Annotated in this window: 13 protein-coding genes; 8 read left to right on the top strand and 5 right to left on the bottom strand. The window is 67.5% G+C overall.

All coding sequences use genetic code 11. The features are described 5' to 3' along the window. Positions 1–165 precede the first annotated feature (165 nt). The gene (locus HNR01_RS03700; protein ID WP_183666685.1) at positions 166–2,151 is read left to right on the top strand and encodes an autotransporter assembly complex protein TamA; all 1,986 of its coding nucleotides are present in this window, start codon (positions 166–168) and stop codon (positions 2,149–2,151) included. Continuing rightward, positions 2,152–6,543, top strand: a complete 4,392-nt coding sequence (locus HNR01_RS03695) for a translocation/assembly module TamB domain-containing protein (protein WP_183666683.1) — start codon at positions 2,152–2,154, stop codon at positions 6,541–6,543. It begins immediately after the preceding gene. Positions 6,544–6,680: 137 nt separating this feature from the next. On the opposite strand, the gene HNR01_RS03690 is transcribed toward HNR01_RS03695, so the two are convergent. Together HNR01_RS03690 and cynS are read right to left on the bottom strand one after the other, a co-directional pair. Then, the gene (locus HNR01_RS03690; protein WP_183666681.1) at positions 6,681–7,085 is read right to left on the bottom strand and encodes a tautomerase family protein; all 405 of its coding nucleotides are present in this window, start codon (positions 7,083–7,085) and stop codon (positions 6,681–6,683) included. Positions 7,086–7,316: 231 nt separating this feature from the next. Continuing rightward, the gene (cynS, locus tag HNR01_RS03685) at positions 7,317–7,805 is read right to left on the bottom strand and encodes a cyanase (protein WP_017486038.1); all 489 of its coding nucleotides are present in this window, start codon (positions 7,803–7,805) and stop codon (positions 7,317–7,319) included. A gap of 354 nt (positions 7,806–8,159) precedes the next feature. Here cynS and HNR01_RS03680 point away from each other — a divergent pair, with 354 nt between their 5' ends. Together HNR01_RS03680 and HNR01_RS03675 are read left to right on the top strand one after the other, a co-directional pair. Continuing rightward, positions 8,160–9,983 (top strand): sigma 54-interacting transcriptional regulator, encoded by a 1,824-nt coding sequence (locus HNR01_RS03680; RefSeq protein ID WP_246417385.1) that lies wholly within the window; start codon positions 8,160–8,162, stop codon positions 9,981–9,983. 150 nt (positions 9,984–10,133) lie between these two features. Continuing rightward, complete coding sequence (locus tag HNR01_RS03675; protein WP_375373184.1) at positions 10,134–11,654, top strand: carbohydrate porin; 1,521 nt, start codon at positions 10,134–10,136, stop codon at positions 11,652–11,654. A gap of 31 nt (positions 11,655–11,685) precedes the next feature. Here the strand turns inward: HNR01_RS03675 and HNR01_RS03670 are convergent, their stop codons facing one another. Further along, complete coding sequence (locus HNR01_RS03670) at positions 11,686–12,744, bottom strand: cytochrome-c peroxidase (protein ID WP_183666678.1); 1,059 nt, start codon at positions 12,742–12,744, stop codon at positions 11,686–11,688. A gap of 168 nt (positions 12,745–12,912) precedes the next feature. After that, entirely contained in the window at positions 12,913–13,284 is a 372-nt protein-coding gene (locus tag HNR01_RS03665) for a cupredoxin domain-containing protein (RefSeq protein WP_183666677.1), read from the bottom strand. Between the two features lie 185 nt (positions 13,285–13,469). Between HNR01_RS03665 and HNR01_RS03660 the strand changes: the two genes are divergently transcribed. From HNR01_RS03660 to HNR01_RS03650, 3 genes are all read left to right on the top strand, one after another. Next, positions 13,470–16,322, top strand: coding sequence for an EAL domain-containing protein (locus HNR01_RS03660; protein WP_183666676.1), 2,853 nt, complete (start codon positions 13,470–13,472; stop codon positions 16,320–16,322). Between the two features lie 253 nt (positions 16,323–16,575). Next, positions 16,576–17,433, top strand: coding sequence for a manganese catalase family protein (locus tag HNR01_RS03655; RefSeq protein WP_017486044.1), 858 nt, complete (start codon positions 16,576–16,578; stop codon positions 17,431–17,433). A 78-nt stretch (positions 17,434–17,511) separates the two neighbouring features. Beyond that, positions 17,512–18,021 (top strand): ferritin-like domain-containing protein, encoded by a 510-nt coding sequence (locus tag HNR01_RS03650; RefSeq protein WP_153873663.1) that lies wholly within the window; start codon positions 17,512–17,514, stop codon positions 18,019–18,021. Between the two features lie 124 nt (positions 18,022–18,145). Here the strand turns inward: HNR01_RS03650 and HNR01_RS03645 are convergent, their stop codons facing one another. Further along, the gene (locus HNR01_RS03645) at positions 18,146–18,817 is read right to left on the bottom strand and encodes a polyamine aminopropyltransferase (RefSeq protein WP_017486046.1); all 672 of its coding nucleotides are present in this window, start codon (positions 18,815–18,817) and stop codon (positions 18,146–18,148) included. 87 nt (positions 18,818–18,904) lie between these two features. Between HNR01_RS03645 and HNR01_RS03640 the strand changes: the two genes are divergently transcribed. Next, on the top strand, positions 18,905–19,156 hold the full coding sequence (locus HNR01_RS03640) for a hypothetical protein (protein ID WP_153873664.1): 252 nt from the start codon (positions 18,905–18,907) through the stop codon (positions 19,154–19,156). Positions 19,157–19,362: the final 206 nt, after the last annotated feature.

The following is a 19,362-nucleotide window of genomic DNA, read 5'->3' as shown; positions in this document are numbered from 1 at the left end:
CCAGTGGCTGATCGGACGCACCGGCCGGTCTTCTGCCACCCTTTCACGATCGAGCGGGGAACCAAGCGTGGCCGGGGTAGCCGCACGCGCGATCGACGGGTAATTAACATCTGGATGCTTTTCTAGAGGCATCACCCGTCTCGAGCCAGGGGCCCCAACGCACGAATGCATGTCCGGATGAACTGCCTGCTGCGTTCGCCGGCCATCGGTGGCGTTCTCCTCGGCTTCGCGACCTTGATCGTCCTGCCAGAGCCGGCGCGAGCCTTCGATCTGTTCGGCTTGTTCAGCGCCGAGGAAGAGCCGCCAACGCCGAGCGCGGAGGCATTGCCCTACAACCTGCGGATCACCGGCACCGACGACACGGACATTCTCCGGGCGCTTCAGGACACCTCGACACTCTACCGCCTGCGCCAGGAGCCGCCCCCGGACGGCGAGGGGCTCGTGCGGCGCGCCGAGGCGGATCTGCGCCGCCTGACCGACGTGCTTTCCGGCTACGGCTACTATCAGGGCACGGCCTCGATCCGTATCGACGGCGTGCCCGTGACGGGCGAGACCTCGCTGGCCGCCGCCTCCCGGGCGGCGGAAGCCTCGCGCGCACGGGCACTGGTGCCAGTGAAAATCGCGGTCGATCTCGGGCCGCTCTACACGCTGCGCAGCGTGCGCGTCCTCAATCCGCGCGGCCGGCCTTTCTCCGACGAGGTGCTGCCCGAGCGGTTCACCCGCACCGGTGACGACGTTCCGGCCCGCTCGGCCACGGTGCTGGCCCGCGAGGCGAAGATCGTCGACCGCTTCCGCGCCCTCGGCCATCCCTTCGCCAAGGCCGTCAGCCGCGATCCCGTCGTGGATGACGCCGCCCACGTCATGGACGTGACCTTCACGATCGATCCCGGGCCGATGGCCGGGATCGGCGAGGTATCGGTCAAGGCGACCGACGGCATCGATCCGGCGGTAATCCGCTCCTTCATCTATTCCGAGCCCGGCGATCCCTACTCGCCGAAGGCGGTCGCCGATATCCGCCGCTCGGTCGCCCGCATCGAGGGCCTCGGCGCGGTGCGCGTGCGCGAGGGCGAGAGCCTCGACGCACAGGGCAACCTGCCGATCTTTGTTGAGGTGAGCGAGCGCGAACGGAACCTCATCGGCGTGTCGGCGCGCTACTCCACGGTCGATGGCCCGGGCGTGCGCGCCTACTACGCCAACCGCAACCTGTGGGGCGGCGGTGAGACGCTGCGGCTCGATGCGGACATCTACTATCTCGGCCTCGGCTACGATCCGTTCGCGACCCAGCGCAAGCTCGCCGGCATCGACACGACGGGGCTGGGTGGGCGCCTCGCCGCCACCTTCGTGAAGCCGGCGCTCGGCGGCACCCGCAGCGATCTCCTCGCGAACGTCTTCGTCACCCGCGAGGTGCAGCAGAGCTACTTCGTCGACGCCGCCGGGGCCTCGGTCGCCCTACGCCACCGCTTCTCCGACACCTTCTCGGCCCAGATCGGCCTCGACGGGCAGGTCGGCCGCTCGAAGGATGCCATCGGTACCGTCGATTACCGGCTGATCGGCGTGCCGCTCTCCGTCACCTACGATTCCACCGACAGCCTTCTCGATCCGACCGAGGGTTTCCGGGTGATCGCGTCCGCCGCGCCCTATCCCGGCTTCCTCGGCTCGGATCCGGGCATCTTCGTCGCCAAGGCGCAGGGCTCGACCTACTACGCCCTGGACGACGAGCGGAGATACGTGCTCGCCGGCCGCCTCGGCTTCGGCTCGGTCTCGGGAGCACGGCTCGACGAGATCCCCGACAACTTCCGCTTCTTCGCAGGCGGCGGCGGCTCGGTGCGCGGCTTCGCCTTCCGCACCCTCGGCCCGCGCGGGCCGTTCAACCTGCCGATCGGCGGACGCAGCCTCTTGGAGGCCTCGATCGAGGCCCGCATCAAGATCACCGAGACCATCGGCATCGTGCCCTTCTTCGACGCGGGCACGGCCTTCGCCTCGACGCTGCCGGATTTCGATGAGCGTATCCGTAAGGCGGCCGGGATCGGCGTCCGCTACTACACCGGCATCGGTCCGATCCGCGCCGACCTCGCCTTCCCGCTGGACCGGATCAAGGGAAACCGCGAGCTGCCGGCCGCCCTGTACATCAGTCTCGGACAGGCGTTCTGAATGGTTTTTGCGCGTCGCCTGCATCGCCTGACTCCCCTCCCTGTCGCGGGGAAGAGGAGCCGCCGAGCGGGCGGGCGCTGGATCCTGGCAGCGGCGTTTCTGTCGGTCGCTGCGCTCTTCGCCGCCCTCTTCGGCACCGACGACACCCGCGCCGCCGATGGCGAGAAGACCGTGCTCGGCGGCCTGCTCTCGAAGGCGCTCTCGACGCCCTCGTCGCAGGTGTCGATCGGCGCCGTCGACGGCGCGCTCTCATCGGACGCCACCATCCGCGATGTCGTCATCAGCGATTCCGACGGTCCGTGGTTGAAGCTCGACCGCGCCCGCCTCGTCTGGCGGCGTCTGGCGCTTTTGTCCGGCCGGCTCGAAGTCGACAGCCTGGAGATCGGTCGGCTTGAAGTGCTGCGCAGGCCGGTTCCCGGCCCGACGCCGGCGGAAGCCGAACCCGATGGCACCCTGATCCCTGAATTGCCGGTGAAGGTCGAAATCAAGGCCTTCACCCTGTCCGAACTGGTCTTGGGTGAGGGCATCGCCGGACAGCCGGCACGGCTCGCCGGTGATGGAAAAGCCAAGCTCGGCAATCCCTCCGAGGGCCTCGATGTCAGCGCGGATTTCCGCCGACTCGACGCGGCTGGACACTTCGTCGCCCAGCTCCTGTTCGTGCCCAAGGGCGAGCGCCTGGAGGTGAAGGCGAATCTCGTCGAGCCACAGGGTGGCCTGCTGTCGAAGGCGGCGAACCTCCCCGGTACCCCGCCGATCAACTTCGACCTCGACGGACGCGGAACTCTCGATGCCTTCAACGCCCGGCTCGATTTCGACGCCGGACCGGAGATCGGTGCAAAGGGCGGTGCACGCCTCTCGCGCATCGGCACGGATCGCCGCCTCAGCCTCGACCTGACCTCGCGCATCGAGGGCCTCGTGCCGGGTCCGGCGGCGGCGATCTTCTCCGGCGAGACAAAGCTCGACGGCGGCATGGCCTTCTCCGACACGGGCGCCTTCCGCATCGATCGGCTCGATCTCGCCTCCCGCACCGCGCGGCTCGGGATCGGCGGCACGCTGACCGCCGACCGGGTCGCGGATTTCACGATATCCGCGCGCGCGGTTCCGACCGAGGGCGGCGTGACCAAGGCCGCCGAGGCAGAGCTCGAAACACTGGTCTTCGACGGCAGCCTGAAGGGCCCGCTCGCGTCGCCGCGGGTGAGGGGCAACCTCAAGGCCGCCGGCCTGCGCACAAAGGAATCCTCCCTCGCGCGCGTCGAGGCGCTGCTGAGCGTCGAGCCGAACGGCACCGACCCGAAGGCGCAGCGCTTCGCCGTCACCGCCGATGCGGCGATGGAAGGCCTGCGCCTCGCCGATCCCGCTCTGCGCCGGGCCGTGGGCAGCCGCGCCAAGCTGGCCCTGCGCGCCGGCGCCGGCACGGACGGCATCCTGGATGTCACGACGCTCACCATCGAGTCGGAATCCGCCCGTGCGGCCTATGCCGGACGCATTGGACAGAACACGCTCACCGGCACGGTCGAGGCGGCTCTGGCGGATCTCGGCGCCTTCTCGGGGCTTGCGGGTCGGACCCTCGCGGGGCGCCTCAATGCCAAGGCAAGCTTGAGCGGCGATCCGGCCCGCAAGGCGCTCTCCGCCGATCTCGATCTGCGCGGCGGCGGCCTCGTGCTCGGAGAGCCGGCCGCCGACCGTCTCGTCGGCCGCGCGCCGACCCTGACGGGTCGCGTCTCGCAGACGTATGACGGCTACGGTTTCGAGCGCCTGCGCTTCGAGGGCGAAGGGCTCGCTGCCACTCTCCAGGGTAAGGCCAATGCCAAGACGGCGGATGTCGCCGCCCGCATCGACCTCAGGAACCTGTCCGCCCTCGATGAACGTCTGTCCGGTCCGGCGAGCGCGGATGCGCGGCTGACGGGTTCCCTCCTGAAGCCGGCCCTCACCGCGGCGCTGCGCGCACCCGATGTGAGCGCGAATGGGCGGCCGATCCGCGATCTGCGCCTCGATGCCGTGCTGAGCGACCTGCGCGACGCCCTCGACGGCACGCTGCGTATGACCGGGGATATCGCCGGCAAACCGCTCCGGGCCGACGCCCATGTGACCCGGCCGAGCCGGACCGACTATTCCCTCGACAGGCTCACCTTCGCCCTCGGCTCCGTCGCGGCGGACGGGCGGGCCGTCATCGACGCCGCAAGCCTCCTTGCGGAGGGCGCGCTGACGATCCGCGCCGGTGATCTCGGCGATCTCTCACCGCTCGCTCTCGCGCCCATGGGCGGCAGCCTCGACGCGGCGGTGACGCTGTCCCGCGCCGACGGACGTCAGGATGCCATGATCCGCGCCACGGGCACGAGCCTGCGCTACGACACCTTCGGCCTCGCGAAGCTCGACGCGAATCTCGACGGCCGCGACCTGCTTGCGCATCCGGTCCTCGACGGCCATGCCGCCCTCGATCGACTCGTGGCGGCCAACCAGAGCGTGGACACGGTGCGGCTCAACGCCAAGGGCACCGCGGCGGCAAGCGACATCACGCTGACCGCCCAGGCCCGGGGCTTCGCCCTCGACGGCGCCGCGCGTCTGATTCCGGCGTCGCGGACACGGATCGAGATCGCCCGGTTCTCGGCTCAACGGGGCGGTGACCGCCTGGCGCTCGCGGGTCCCGCCGCGATCACGCTCGACGAGGGCTCCGCGCTGATCGAGGGCCTCGTCGTCGCCGCCGGCTCAGGTCGGATCAGCGTCCAGGGACGGGCCGGGTCCGATCTCGACCTCCGGCTCGGTATCCGCGCCCTACCGCTCTCGCTCGCGCGGATCGCGAGCCCGAGTCTCGCGCTCTCCGGCACGCTGGAGGGAGAGGCCGATCTTCGCGGGAGCGCGGCGCGGCCGGAGGGACGCTATGCCCTTTCCGTCGCCGGCCTCGTCACCCCCGAGACCCGCAGGGCGGGCCTGCCGCCGATCACCGCGCGCGCGAGCGGCCGGCTCTCCGATGGCGAGGCCAGCATCGACGGCCGGGTCTCGGCCGGGCGGGGCGCCGACGTGACCGTGACCGGCACGGTGCCGGTCGAGGCGGGCGGCGGACTGAGCCTGCGCGCCCGCGGCAGCCTCGACGCAGCGCTCGCCAACTCGATGCTCAGCGTGAGCGGACAACGGGTCGCCGGCCGGATCGCGCTCGATGCGGGAGTGACCGGCACCGTCGCCGCGCCGAAAGTCGAGGGCTCCGCGACACTTTCCGGCGGCAGCCTCACCGATCCGCTCAACGGCATCCGCATCACCGACATTCAGGGCCGCGTCACCGGCCGCGGCGACACCATCGTCATCGAGCGTCTCACCGCGGCAACGCGCAACGGTGGTCGCCTTTCGGTCGACGGTCGCGTCGCCGTCGAGCCCGCCTCGGGCTTTCCCGGGACGCTCCGCATCACCGCCGATCGGGCCGAGCTCGTCTCCAGCCCGCTGATGACGGCGGTGTCGAGCCTCAACCTCGCCTTGTCGGGGCCGCTCGCCCGCAAGCCCGTCATCAAGGGCCGGGTCGATGTCGTGTCCATCGACGTCTCGGTGCCCGACCGCCTGCCCGCCACGGTGCAGCCGTTGCCGGGCATCCGCCGGGTCAACGTGACACCCGATGTGCGCGAGCGCCTCGCCAAGCGGGCTGAGCGCAAGGCGCAGATCGAGGCGGCGAGCCGCCGCAAGAAGGCTCCCCCGCCCTTCGACGCCAACCTCGACGTGATAGTGAGCGCGCCGAGCCGCATCTTCGTGCGCGGGCGCGGCATCGATGCGGAGCTCGGCGGCGAGCTGCAAGTGACCGGCTCGTCGCGTGATCCGCGTGCCAATGGCGACTTCTCCCTACGTCGCGGCGTGTTCAGCCTCGGCGGTCAGCGCCTCGACTTCACCCGCGGCCGGGTGCTCTTCGCCGGTGATCTCGCCCAGCCCGATCTCGACTTCGCCGCCGAGACCAAGGCCGCCGACGTCACGGCCCGCGTCGCGGTCACGGGACCGGCGTCCCAGCCGGTCTTCGCCCTCTCGTCCGATCCGAGCCTGCCGCAGGACGAGATCCTCTCCCGCATCCTGTTCAAGAAGGCAGCGGCCGGGCTCTCGCCCTTCCAGGCGCTTCAGCTCGCCCAAGCCGTGGCCCAGCTCTCCGGCGGGGCAGGCGGGCCGGACGTGTTCGAGTCGGCCCGCAAGGGTCTCGGCCTCGACAGCCTCGACGTCTCGACGGGGGCGAGCGGGGGGCCGGCGGTCGGCGCATCGCGCTACATCAACGACCGCATCAGCGTCGGCGTGAAGGCCGGCGCCAAGCCGGCCGACACCGCGGCGACGATCAACTACGACGTGACCCGTCGGATCAAGCTCAACGGCGAGGCCGGCAGCGACGGACGCACCTCGGTCGGCGTCGGCGCCGAATGGGAGTGGTAGCCGCAGCGTTCTACGGGGGCGGTGGCGACACGCCTTGAGCGAGCTTCGATCAGCCCGCGCGTACGACTGAGCGTCACGGGTCGGAAGCGTGAACGCAGGCAGCGTCGGCCTCGATCACCAATGACGAAATCGATCGCTCAATGCTCCGGTGTTGGTGCATCCTGAACGTAGGAGGCCAAGCCGTTTCCGAACGACCACTCGTCGCGCTCGTTCGAGGAGAGGATGACCTGCACGTCCTCCCGTCGTAGGCCGGGCTTCTCTACGAGCCGATCAGCGATCGCTTCGTACAGCCGCTTCTTGGTGGCCGTATCGCGCCAGTTCCCGGCCACGATATGGATCAGAACTATGTCTTTGCTACGATGAATTCCGAGATAGTCGGCATCGAAGATCAGATCGTCTGATTCATGTTGGCTGATGATTTGGAAGCGATCCCCCGGTGGCACGCCATAGGCTTCCATCAGCGCTTGGTGAATCCCATCTGCGATGGCACGCACATACGGTTTGGGCTTGCCTGCCAGCAGCGAAATGCGAATGAGCGGCATCGTTACGACGATCCTTGTCACTCGAGGAGAAGGGCGTGCGAGTGTACGCGCGCAAGGCAGGCTGGAACGACACGTTGTTACGGGTCGTGTCGCCGCGGCTGAAAGTGGCTCCTCGCAAGCCCCAGGGTCGTCGAATGATTCTCCAAAGGTTCTGTATCAGTGACGTCCGCCGGTCACGCAAAAAATGCCCGGCGCCGCCACGGCACCGGGCTCTGCTGATCGTCGGCGATCCTACGGCTCCTTGAAGCCGTAATCCGGCACGCCCTCTTCGTTGCCGTAGTATTTGTAGGGCAGGAACTTGCCGGACATGGCGAGTTTCACCCGGTCGCCCTTGTTGTTGGGCTCGCGCTCCATCGTCATGTTGAAGTCGATCGCCGACATGATGCCGTCGCCGAACTCCTCCTGGATCAGCTCCTTCCAAGTGGTGCCGTAGACCATCACCAGTTCGTAGAAGCGGTAGATCAGCGGGTCGGTCGGCGGCATCTGCGGGATCGAGCCGCGGTAGGGCGCCTCGTTCAGCATCCGCTCCTCCGCTTGGCTGAGGCCGAACAACTCGGCGGCCTTCTTAGCCTGGGCCTTGGGGAGCTTCATCTGGCCCATGCAGGCGGCGGTGATCAGGATCGGCGAGATCCCGCCGATCTCGTCCTGGATGTACTTCCAGGTCCACCCCTTCTCACGCTTGATGTCGAGGAGCTTCTCGGTGAGGTCTTCGCGCTTCATGCTCGTCTCCCTGCCGGCGATCGGCTGGCCGTGAACGGGGTGGCCGTTCGAAGGTCAGGGGGCGTGACCTCCGAACGGCCCGACCGTCCTATCCGCCAGAGCGGACGGAACGGCACTCGAACGACGGGCTGCGAAATGCGCCGCGTCATCGGCGAGGCAATCCGCAAACGGCGTGCCAGAGGTCTCCCAAAGGCGAATCCTCTATTTTCCAACGACTTGATTTGCACTCGTTCCACTACGAAATTTCGTATATAGCGAGATCTCGTCGTTCTGGTGCGAGATCTCGTGGTGCTGTCACCTGCAAGCGGAGCGGCCTCGGTCTACGGCCCTGCCTTCGAAGAGAACCGAGAGGCGATGCTGGTGTTCGAGCCTTTGGCCGACCGCATCACCGACGCCAACGTCGCCGCCGCCCGGCTACTCGGCCGCAGCCGTACCGCGCTGCGGGCGATGCCGGTCAGCGCTCTGCACCCCGATCAGCGGCCGGCGCTCGTGGTGTTCACGCAGGCGGTCCTCGCCGAAGGGCAATGGTGGACGCACGGCCTCACGCCGCACCGCCCGGACGGGAAGGTGCTGCGGCTGGAATATGCCGCCAATCGGCTGGCGGGTGAGCCCGTGCACCTCCTCGTCACCCTCTACGATCTCGACGAGCGCGAGCGCCGCCGCATCGATCAGGAGGCGGAGGAGCATATGCGCGCTGGTCTGCCCGAGTGGCAGCGCATGGAGCGCATCTTCCGCGATATCGAGCGCGGCAACCGCCTGATCCTGAGGGCGGCGGGGGAGGGGATCTACGGCGTCAACGCCGAGGGAGTCACCACCTTCGTCAATCCCGCCGCCGAACGGATGCTGGGCTGGCGCTCGGCCGATCTGGTCGGCAAGGACATGCACGCCACCGTCCATCACACCCATGCGGGCGGAGCCCACTATCCCCATCGCGATTGCCCGATCTACGCGGCCTTCCGCGACGGAGCCGTGCATCAGGTCGATGACGAGGTGTTCTGGCGCAAGGACGGCACCTGCTTCCCCGTGGAGTACACCTCGACGCCGATCCGCGAGGGCGGGCAGTTGCTCGGCGCGGTGATCGTCTTCCGCGATGTCAGCCAGCGCCGCGAGGCCGAGGATCGGTTGCGAGCGGCGCTCGCAGAGGTGGATCGGCTGCGAGAGCGCCTCGAGCAGGAGAATGCCTATCTGAAGGAGGAGATCCGCGCCGAGAGCCATCACCGGGGCATCATCGGCCGCAGTCCGGCGATCGAGGCGTTGCGGCACCAGATCGACGTGGTGGCGGGCACCGATGCCACGGTGCTCGTCACGGGCGAATCCGGGACGGGCAAGGAGCTGATCGCCCGGGCGATCCACGAGGCGAGTAACCGGCGCGACCGGCCGCTGATCCGCGTGAACTGCGCGGCGATCCCGCGCGACCTGTTCGAAAGCGAGTTCTTCGGGCACGCGAGGGGCGCGTTCACCGGTGCCCTGCGCGACCGGATCGGGCGCTTCGAGCTCGCCGACGGCGGCACGCTGTTCCTCGACGAGGTCGGCGAGATCCCGCTCGATCTTCAAGGCAAGCTCCTGCGCGTGCTTCAGGAGCGCCAGTTCGAGCGGGTCGGCGAGGAGCGCACCCGCGCGGTCGATGTCCGGCTGATCGCCGCAACCAACCGGGACCTGAAGGAAGAGGCCCGCCGAGGACGGTTCCGCGAGGACCTCTACTTCCGCCTCAACGTCTTTCCCATCGCCTCCGCGCCCCTGCGCGAACGCCGCGAGGACGTCCCCTTGATCGCACAACATGTTCTGCGGGCGGCCGCGCGACGCCTCAACCGCGCCGATCTTCGTCTGACCGAGGCCGATGCCCGCCGCCTGACCCGCTACGATTGGCCGGGCAATGTGCGCGAATTGGAGAACGTGATCGAGCGCGCGGCGATCCTCGCCGAGCGCGGGCGCCTGCGGTTCGACCTGCCGGAGGCCCGTGGTGCCGGGACCGAGACGCGGGTGAGCGCTCCGCCCGCGGAGATGAATCGGCCCCTCACCGAGGAAGAGCGCCGGGCGCGCGCCCGCAGCGAGATCGAGTCGGCCCTCCACATGAGCGGTGGGAGGATCTTCGGGGCAGGAGGTGCGGCCGAACTGCTCGGCCTCAAACCCACCACCCTCCGCTCGCGGATGAAAGTACTGGGGATCGGACGTTCCTGACGGGCGCCAATCCCGCTCGAACGGACCCGCTTCGCAGGGCTGTCATTTGCGCCTGCTTCAGTCTCCGTCGATAGGTTGCCACCGCGCCGCTCGCCTCGACCGAGGATCGCGGCCCGCGGAACAACTCCATTTCTCGAGCCGAACGATGTCGTGAGAGAGAAATCGACACCTCGCCCCGCGACCGCGCTACGCCCTCTTGAGTGGGGTAGCCGGATCCTTGCCCTGTCCGCTCTGCTCTGCGCTGCCTCCGGCACGGCAGCCGCTCAATCCCCGCCGGCCTTAGCCTTTCCCCTGGCGCTTCCGCTGACGGGTGCGGGCGGCGACCCGCAGACCGCAATCGCGCAATCCCGGACGTCGGACCAGGTTTCAGTGACGAACCAGGGGTCGATCCAGGAGGCGCTCGGGCCCTACGGCGACCCGTTCGGCCTGCGCGCTTTCCTCGCCGAGCGGGGCATCACCTACGTTCTCACCTATATCGGCGAGGGATTTTCCAACGGCTCCGGCGGCCTGCGGCGCGGGACGACCTTCGGCGGGCGCCTCGACACCTCGCTCGATATCGACCTCGACCAGCTCGCCGGGTGGAGCGGCGCACGGTTCCACACGGACTTCTTCCAGATCCACGGTCACGGCATGTCGCGGCGCTATGCCAACAATCTCACCACGATCAGCGGCATCGAGGCACTGCCGTCTACGCGCCTGTTCGAATTGTGGATCGAGCAGCGCTTCCTCGATGATCGGTTCTCGGTAAAGATCGGACAGATCTCGGCGGACACCGAATTCGCCATCGCACAGTCGGCCGTCGTGTTCGTCAATGCCGGCTTCGGCTGGCCGAACATCGGTGCGGTGGTGATGCCGAGCGGCGGACCGATTTACCCGCTGGCTACTCCGGCCATCCGTCTGAAGTACGAGCCGACGCACGAACTCTCGTTTCAGGGCGGCCTATTCAACGGCGATCCGGCTGGGACGCCGCCCCAAGGCGACGACACCGATCCGGAGCGGCGCAACCGCACCGGCACCAATTTCCGCGTCAACGATCCGGCGCTTTTGATCGGCGAGGTGGCCTATGCCTATCGCAGCCTGCCGGGCACCGAGCGCCTGCCCGGCACGGCGACCCTGGGCGGCTGGTACCATTTCGGCCGCTTCGACAGCCCGCGCCTCGATGAGGTGCGAGGGCGGCTGCTGGCCGACCCCGAGGCCAGCGGCATCGCCCGACGCTTCCGCGGTGATGCGGGCCTCTACGCGATGCTCGACCAGACGATCTATCGCGAGCCGGCTCGAGAGAATGCCGGCGCTTCGGCGTTCCTGCGTGTCTCGATGGTGCCGAGCGACCGAAATCTGATCGACCTCTACGTCGATGCCGGCGTGGCCTATAGAGGGCTCGTCACGGGCCGGCCCAACGATACGCTGGGCCTCGCTGTCATCCACTCCCGAATCAGCCCGGCCGCTCGCGCCTTCGACCGGGACGCGCGCGTCTTCGGCGTCGGATCGGGACCGCTGCGCAGCAGCGAGACGGTGGTTGAAGCCACCTATCAGGCGGAGGTCGTTCCCGGCTTCACCCTTCAGCCGGACCTGCAATACGTCATGCGGCCCGGCGGCGGTCTCGCCGACGGTCGCGGCCGACGTTTGCGCAACGCCACGATCGTCGGCCTGCGCGCGACCGTCAATTACTGATGGATAAGCGAGAAACCGTCACCAGCCGCACTCACGGCCGCGGCGCCTCGACTCCGATCGGTTGGTAGGCCGGCCCTTCGGCACCGGCGTCGCTGAGGCTTTCCATGAAGGCGATCAGGTCGGCCTTCTCCCGCGCCGAGAGATGGAGCGGGCGGATGTCGCGCGAACGGCTTGGCCGCTCGATGCCGCCGCGGTCGTAGAGATCGATGACCTCGGACAGCGTCGTCAACGAGCCGTCGTGCATGTAGGGAGGCCGGCGTGCGACGTTGCGCAGGGTCGGCGTCTTGAAGGCGTGGCGCAGCCTCGTCGAGTTGGGAAAGAAGCGGCCCCGCCCGATCGCACCATCCTTGGCGACGCCGACGTCGTGGAACGAGCCGTCGGTGAAGTTCCATCCTGAATGGCATGCCGCGCAATTGGCTTTGCCATTGAACAGGTCGAAGCCACGCTTGGCCGCGGCACCAACCGCGTGCGCGTCGCCTTCGACCCAGCGGTCGAACGGAGCCTGACCGGAAATGATCAGGCGTTGAAACGTGGCAAGCGCCCGTTCGATGCGCTCCTGCGTGACCTGTCCCCCCTCCGGCACCGGCCCAGGGAACGCTTTCGCGAAGGCCGCGACATAGTTCGGATCCGAGGACAGGCGTCGGACCATCTCCTCGGGCGGCATGTTCATGTTGCCGGGCGCCGTCAGGGGCGTGCGGGCCACCGTCTCGAGTCCGTTGAATTTGCCGTCCCAGCCGTAGATCGTCTCGGTCCACGCGACGTTCAGCAGTGTCGGCGTGCGGAACTCCATGACGCCGCCATCGCTGCGGGGCGCCCGCGGATGAGTATCGGTCCAATCCCGACCAGGGACGTGGCAGGTGGCGCAGGTCCGCTCGCCGTCGCGGGAGAGGACCGGCTCGAAGAACAGGGCGCGACCGAGTTCCGCTTTGGCGGTTCGGAAGGGATTGTCGTCCGGGAACGGGATCGCCGACGGGCGCCTGTACTCGGCCAGCGTGGCCGATCGGTCGGGCTCGCCGTTCGTCGCGACCGCCAAGCCTCCCAGCAGGATCGACAGGAGGGCCGCCGCGCCCCCCACGATTTTCCAAGCCATTCCAACCTCGATGCGAGCGAGCTTCGGGGCGGGGGCTTAACTTTTCCTTAATGCGAAGCGTGATTTCGCTGCCAAGGGCGATGAACCAGCCAAATTCTACGATGAGGCCGAAGCGCTATCACTTTGGCTTATGGTGATTTCATTGTAGAGATGAATAATTTTCTCGAGCTACTTCACGGAGACTGAGAGCTTCATCTTGGGATGAATGCCACACAAGATCGTGAATTGGCCCGCAGTCGGGAAGCGAACCACCGTCTTGCTTCCCGGCAGCTGCTCGCCGGTGTCGAAGCTGAAGCCCGGACTCTCCAGATAGGCGTGGTGCACAAGCTCACCATCATCGTTGACGATCGCGATGGCGTCGCCGGCCTGCAGCGAGATTGCGCCCGGTGCGAAGGCACGGCCTTTCTGGGTCACCTTCAGGGAGACCGTGTCGCCCGCAAGCGCCAGCGCGGCACCGGAGGCCGTGAGGGATGTGAGAAGCAGGACCGAACCCACGCGCCGCCGGTTGACCGGAGCCTTGCCTTGGCGCGCGTCACTCATGCCCAGCTCCCCAATCTTTCGAGCTCGCCTCTGCGGTCTCGACTTTGGCCAACAAGCATTCCTGGGGTTGCATTCGCATTAACGCATTTGCCGAAATCCCGGGCTACCTTCGCGAAATTATCGGCGCTGTAGATTACCTTAACGATTATCGGGGATGCTGCCCGCGAGAAGCGAGCGTTTGCCCGATGACCCTTTCACGCCAACCTGTAGGCATTCCGCGGTGGCGTGCGGCCCTCGATGCGGCGTTGCGCGGCGTCCGCACCATCCGCGGCCGAATCTTCCTCGCCTTCCTGATGCTGAGCGGGATCACAGCGATGCTGGGCGGCTATGCCGCTCAGGGCATCATGACGACGGGCGCGCTGGTCGACAAAACCTACGACCAGTCGCTGATGTCGATCAACTATGCCCGCGCCGCCGCGACCGACCTCGCGGCCCTGCAGGCCACGGTTTCTCGGGCACGACTTGCGGGCGACGCCGAGGAGCGGCGCAAATTGGAGGCGCGGATCGAGGCGCTGACGCAATCGTTCGAGGAGGATATCGAGATTGCGGCGGACCGGGCCCAATCCGAGCGCGCGACCCGGGAGGCGGCCGCCGCGAAGGATGCCGTCACGCACTGGCTCGCCGCACGGCGGGAATTCGGTCCGGATCAGCAGACGGTCGATGTCTGGCAGGCACTCGACGCCCATGCAGCGGTGGCCGAGCAGCACATCGACCTGCTGATCAACTTCACCGCCGGCGACGGCTTCTCTTACCGTCAGACCGCGCGGGCGATCGTCGATCGCGACGTGAGACTGAGCGTCTTCGTGACGTCGTTCGCCATCGTGCTCGCCGGCATCGTCGCCCTGCTCCTGCTGCGGCAGATCGTGAGGCCGGTTGCGGATGCCTCGACGGTCGCCAGCCGCATCGCGGCGGGCGAGTTGACCGTGAAGGTGCCCGAAGGCGGCGCCGACGAGTTCGGCGCGCTGCTGCGCGCCATGGCGGTGATGCGCGACAACATCGCGGCGATGATGCAGGAGGAGGTGGCGCAGCGGCGGTCGGCGCAGCGCTTGCTCGCCGATGCGGTGCAGGGATCGATCGAAGGGATCGTCGTCGTCGACGCGGCCGGCCGCATCGTCCTCGCCAACGACCGGGCCGCCGCATTGCTCGGACTCGATCCGGCCGAGACGGAGCATCGCTACTTGGCCGACGCCCGCGGATCGGCGGTCGCGGATACTCTTCTGGCGATGCCCGGAACCGGCAGCCTCACCGCCGAGACGCGCAGCGCCGACGGGCGTTGGCTGCGCATCAGCCGCAGCCCGACGCGGGGGGGCGGCTTCGTCGCCGTCTGCAGCGACATGTCCCTGCTCAAGGAGCAGGAGGAGCAGCTCAAGCGCAGCAATTCCCAGCTCGACGCGGCCCTCAGCAACATGCTCCAGGGGCTCTGCCTCTACGACGCCGAGGGAGGTTTGCTCGTCTACAACCGCCGGTTCTGCGACATGCTGGGCATCGATGCCGCCTCCCTGCATTCGGGTATGAGCATCCGCGACATCGCCCATTCGGTCGAAGGCGCGTCGGAGGACGGTCGAGCCGCCGATCTCTTGATGCAGCAGCAAGCCCTGCTCCAGCGCGGCGTCAGCGGATCGCTCTGCTGTCCGATCCGAAACGACTGCATCGTGTCTCTCAAGCAGCAGCCGACCGCCGAAGGCGGCTGGATCGCCACCTACGAGGATGTGACCCAGCGCTACGAGGCGGAGGAACGGATCATCACCATGGCGCGCCGGGACGCTCTGACGGGGCTCGCCAACCGTATGGTGTTCGGCGAGCGCCTCGAAGAAGCCGCCTCGCGTCTCGCCGAGGGGAGCGGTCCGGGTTTCGCAACCCTGTGCCTCGACCTCGACCGCTTCAAGGAGGTCAACGACACGCTCGGTCATCCGATCGGCGACGGCCTCCTGCGCAGCGTCGCGGAGCGGCTGCAGGGATGCCTGCGCGAAACCGAACTCGTCGCACGCCTGGGGGGCGACGAGTTCGCCATCGTTCAGTCGGGCACCCATGTGCGCAGCGATGCCAGCGCGCTCGCCAGGCGCCTGATCGCCGCCTTCCAGCAGCCGTTCCTGCTCGACGGCCACACCGTGTTGGTGGGAGTCAGTATCGGGATTTCACTTGCACCGGAACACGGAACGAGCCCCGAGAAGCTCCTCAAGAGCGCCGACCTAGCCCTCTACCGTGCGAAGGCCAACGGGCGCGGCTGCTGGTCTTTCTTCGAGGAGGAGATGGATCTGGAACTGCGCAAGCGTCGCGCCCTGGAGAATGATCTCCGCAGGGCCGTCGATAACGGCGAGTTCGAGCTCGTATTTCAGCCGATCGTCAAACTCGACCGGCAGCGAATCTCGAGCTGCGAAGCCCTGCTGCGCTGGCGCCATCCCGAGCGCGGCTACGTGTCTCCTGCCGACTTCATTCCGTTGGCGGAGGAGACCGGAGCCATCAGTCAGATCGGCGAGTGGGTTCTGCGCAAGGCGTGCAGCGAGGCGGCGGCCTGGCCCGGCGGCATCAGCGTTGCCGTCAACGTCTCCGCCGTGCAGTTCAAGAACGCCGCGGTGGTCCGGGCGGTGATGGAGGCGCTCTCCGCCAGCGGTCTGCCGGCGCACCGTCTGGAATTGGAGATCACGGAATCGGTCCTGCTGAACGACAGCGTGACGACCCTGGCAACGCTTCACACGCTCAAGCGACTCGGCGTTCGGGTGGCGATGGACGATTTCGGCACCGGTTTCTCATCCCTGAGCTACCTGCAGAGCTTCCCCTTCGACAAGATCAAGATCGACCAGTCCTTCGTGCGCAATCTCGATGCGGTCGGCAACGCGCGGCTGATCGTGCGCTCGGTGATCGGCCTCGGCCGCAGTCTCGGCATCACGACCACGGCCGAGGGCATCGAGACCGAAGCCCAGCTCGACCAGCTTCGTCTCGAGGGATGCGAGGAGGGGCAGGGCTACCTGTTCAGCCGCCCGGTCCCCTCGGCCGCCATCCGCGAACTGGTGGCGGAACTCGGCCGGACCGCGGCCTGAGAGCCCGGTTCAGGCAGGCCGGCCGCTCGTCCAGTCGAGGCTATAGATCCATACATATGAATTTATGCACTTTGCTATAATAAATTAGCATATGTTTGCGTCACGATTGCGTTCAGTTTCTGCTGAACAAAGCGCGAGTCAGGCGATTTCCCGATCAGAGAAGCCGATGCGGAGCCAGGTTGAAAGACCTGGACGTGCCCTGCTGTGCGGGCTGTGCTTCACGCATCCATCGAGCATTCGAGGAATCGTACCGATGTATTATTTCGACAAGCGACTGCAATATCCTGTGCGCGTCGAGAGCCCGGACCCAATCTATGCCCGGATGTTGCAACAAGCGATCGGGGGTGTCGAGGGCGAGATCCGCGTCTGTATGCAGTACTTCTTCCAGGCCTGGGGCAATCGCGCGCCCAATACGAAGTATCGCGATATGCTTCTCCACACCGCAACGGAGGAGATCGGCCATATCGAGATGCTGGCGACGGCCGTGGCGATGAATCTCGAGAATGCCCCCACCAAGGTCCAGGAGGCCGGCGCGGCCGATGCCATCGTCGGGGCGGTGATGGGCGGTGAGAACCCGCGCCACATCGCCGAGGGGATGCTGCACAAGCACCTGCTGTCTTCGGGAATGGCCGCCTTCCCCGGTAATTCCGACGGCGTGCCTTTCGACATGAACCACATCTACGCCAGCGGAAATCTCGCCGCCGACATGTACTGCAACGTCGCCGCCGAAGCGACGGGCCGGACCCTCGCCGTGCGGCTGTCCAACGCCACCAACGACCCCGGCATGAAGGACATGTGGAGCTTCCTCATCGCCCGCGACACGATGCACCAGCAGCAATGGCTCTCCGTGATCGAGGAGATCGGCGGCCACGAGGGTACGCTTCCGATCCCGAACTCGTTCCCGCAATCGGAAGAGAACCAGAAGTACAACTACAGCTTCTTCGCGACCAATCGCGACGGTGCTCCGCCGCCGGAAGGCCGTTGGACGAGCGGCCGCTCGCTCGACGGTAAGGGCGACTTCAGCGTGGTCCAGAACGCGCCCATGGGTCAGGAACCGGTGCTCGGTCCGGCCCGCCCCGACAGTGGTGCTCAGAGCGAGCAGATCGGCTGAGCGATGACGGGCCCGGCCGCCGACGGCCGGCCCTCCCTTCCGGTTCATTCATATCCATTCGAACAGGAGAAGCCGACGATGGCGCTCGATACGCGTGAGATCTACGTCACCGCATTGAAGAACACCCACGCCCTGGAGATGCAGGCCCTGCAGATCATGGAGCGTCAGGTGGAACGGCTCACCCGGTATCCCGAGATGGAGGAGGCGTTGCGCCGTCACATCGAGGAGACGCACGGCCAGAGAACCCGTCTGGAGGAAGCGCTTCAGGCGCTCGGGGACAGCCCCTCGACGATCAAGGAAGGCATTCTGGGCTTCGTCGGAAACATGATGGCGTTGGGCCACACGCCGGCGCAGGATGAGATCCTGAAGAATACCTACGCCAATCACGCCTTCGAGAACTTCGAGATCGCCGCCTACGAATCCCTCCTCACCATCGGCGAAGCGGCGGGGCAGGGGGGCAGCCTGACGGGCTTTCGGCAATCGCTCCAGGAGGAGGAGGCGATGGCGCGCCGCGTGCGCGAGTTGATCGGCCCGACGACCAAACGCTACGTCGACCTCACGGTGGCGGGCGAGAAGGCCGATCGCTGAGAAGCGATCGCTTCCTGCATCCGGTGATGCTCCGATGCGTCGCCGGATGCGCTGATTGCGCTCGCTGCGTTCTCGATGGTCCGATCCCGGGCCGACGAGCAACCGGTGCCTCGAGGGAAGGGGATCAGGGCGGCGTCGCCAGCCAGATGACGTGACGCGGGCCGCTCGAACCGCTCGCCGGCAGGCGCACTTCGTCCACGGTGAATCCGAGCCGCTGAAGCCGTGCCTTGAACTTCCGGTCCGGCGTGCCGGACCATACGCCGAGCGTGCCGCCGGGCTTGAGCGCCCACTGCGCCCGCTTCAGCCCCCACTCGTCGTACAGGCGATCGTTCGCGCGCCGCATCAGACCCTCCGGTCCGTTATCCACATCCAGGAGGACGGCGTCCCAGCCGGCGGGTTCGGACTGGATCAATCGGTTTACATCGAGCTCGCGAAGCTCGACCCGCGGATCATCGAGACAGCCCTCGAAGACCGAAGCCAGGGGCCCCCGGGCCCAGGCGGCCACCGCGGGGACGAGCTCGGCGACGACGACGCGCGCATCCGGCCCGAGACCTCGAAGGGCCGCGCGCAGGGTGAAGCCCATGCCGAGACCGCCGATCAGCACGCGCGGCGCCGGCCGATCCGAGAGCCGGGCGCAGGTGAGCGAGGCGAGCGCTTCCTCCGAGTGGCCGCGCGTGCTGTTCATCAATTCGATGGTGCCGACGACGATCGAGAACTCTCTCCCCCGCTGCATCAGGGCGAGGCTCTTGCCGCCACCGGGCACGTCACCGGTGTCGAGGTGGACCCACTCGTTCATCACTGCCCTTCCCGGCCGAGCACGGGTATGACCCCACCTGCATCGGCTGCCATTGCGCACGTCGCCTGAGGGCGCCTATCAGCGCACATGTCCAAGCGCACCAAATCTCTGCCGCAGCAACGCGGCTTCGTCCTCTTCGACGTCGTCTACGCAGACGGTACGCGGGCTTCGAACCGGCGCGTGCCCATGGAAATCCTCGGTGGCCTCGACGGCGACGAGCCGGCCCGCGAACTCATCGCGGAGCAGGAAGCGGAAATCGCGCAGAAGGCTGGGCGGGCGCCGCGTGAGATTCAGAGCCTCAGCCGGTCGCCGATCCCGAAGCCGGCCGCGATCAGCTGACACCGGCGCGACCACGCCTGCGACCTCGCCGAACGTGGTGAAGCCCCCGACACGCGGTGTCACGGGTCGAGCCCAAGGGTTCGGGCGACGCTCTCGCCCTCGCCCTCGCCCGACAGCGCTGCATCGCGCGACGAACCACCTGCCTCATTCAGGTGCAACCGCGAAGACGCGGGCTGGAAGCTCATCCCTGACATTGCAAGCGCCCG

Source organism: Methylorubrum rhodesianum, assembly GCF_014199985.1.
Classification (GTDB): Bacteria; Pseudomonadota; Alphaproteobacteria; order Rhizobiales; family Beijerinckiaceae; genus Methylobacterium; species Methylobacterium rhodesianum.
Note: the sequence above shows the minus strand (reverse complement) of the source record. Positions and strands in the feature narration are given on the sequence as shown.

Coding starts and splice junctions, on each gene's coding strand:
- HNR01_RS03700 (WP_183666685.1), top strand. CDS start 166: ATGCATGTCCGGATGAACTGCCTGCTGCGTTCGCCGGCCATCGGTGGC.
- HNR01_RS03695 (WP_183666683.1), top strand. CDS start 2,152: ATGGTTTTTGCGCGTCGCCTGCATCGCCTGACTCCCCTCCCTGTCGCG.
- HNR01_RS03690 (WP_183666681.1), bottom strand. CDS start 7,085: ATGCCGCTCATTCGCATTTCGCTGCTGGCAGGCAAGCCCAAACCGTAT.
- cynS (WP_017486038.1), bottom strand. CDS start 7,805: ATGAAGCGCGAAGACCTCACCGAGAAGCTCCTCGACATCAAGCGTGAG.
- HNR01_RS03680 (WP_246417385.1), top strand. CDS start 8,160: ATGCTGGTGTTCGAGCCTTTGGCCGACCGCATCACCGACGCCAACGTC.
- HNR01_RS03670 (WP_183666678.1), bottom strand. CDS start 12,744: ATGGCTTGGAAAATCGTGGGGGGCGCGGCGGCCCTCCTGTCGATCCTG.
- HNR01_RS03665 (WP_183666677.1), bottom strand. CDS start 13,284: ATGAGTGACGCGCGCCAAGGCAAGGCTCCGGTCAACCGGCGGCGCGTG.
- HNR01_RS03660 (WP_183666676.1), top strand. CDS start 13,470: ATGACCCTTTCACGCCAACCTGTAGGCATTCCGCGGTGGCGTGCGGCC.
- HNR01_RS03655 (WP_017486044.1), top strand. CDS start 16,576: ATGTATTATTTCGACAAGCGACTGCAATATCCTGTGCGCGTCGAGAGC.
- HNR01_RS03650 (WP_153873663.1), top strand. CDS start 17,512: ATGGCGCTCGATACGCGTGAGATCTACGTCACCGCATTGAAGAACACC.
- HNR01_RS03645 (WP_017486046.1), bottom strand. CDS start 18,817: ATGAACGAGTGGGTCCACCTCGACACCGGTGACGTGCCCGGTGGCGGC.
- HNR01_RS03640 (WP_153873664.1), top strand. CDS start 18,905: ATGTCCAAGCGCACCAAATCTCTGCCGCAGCAACGCGGCTTCGTCCTC.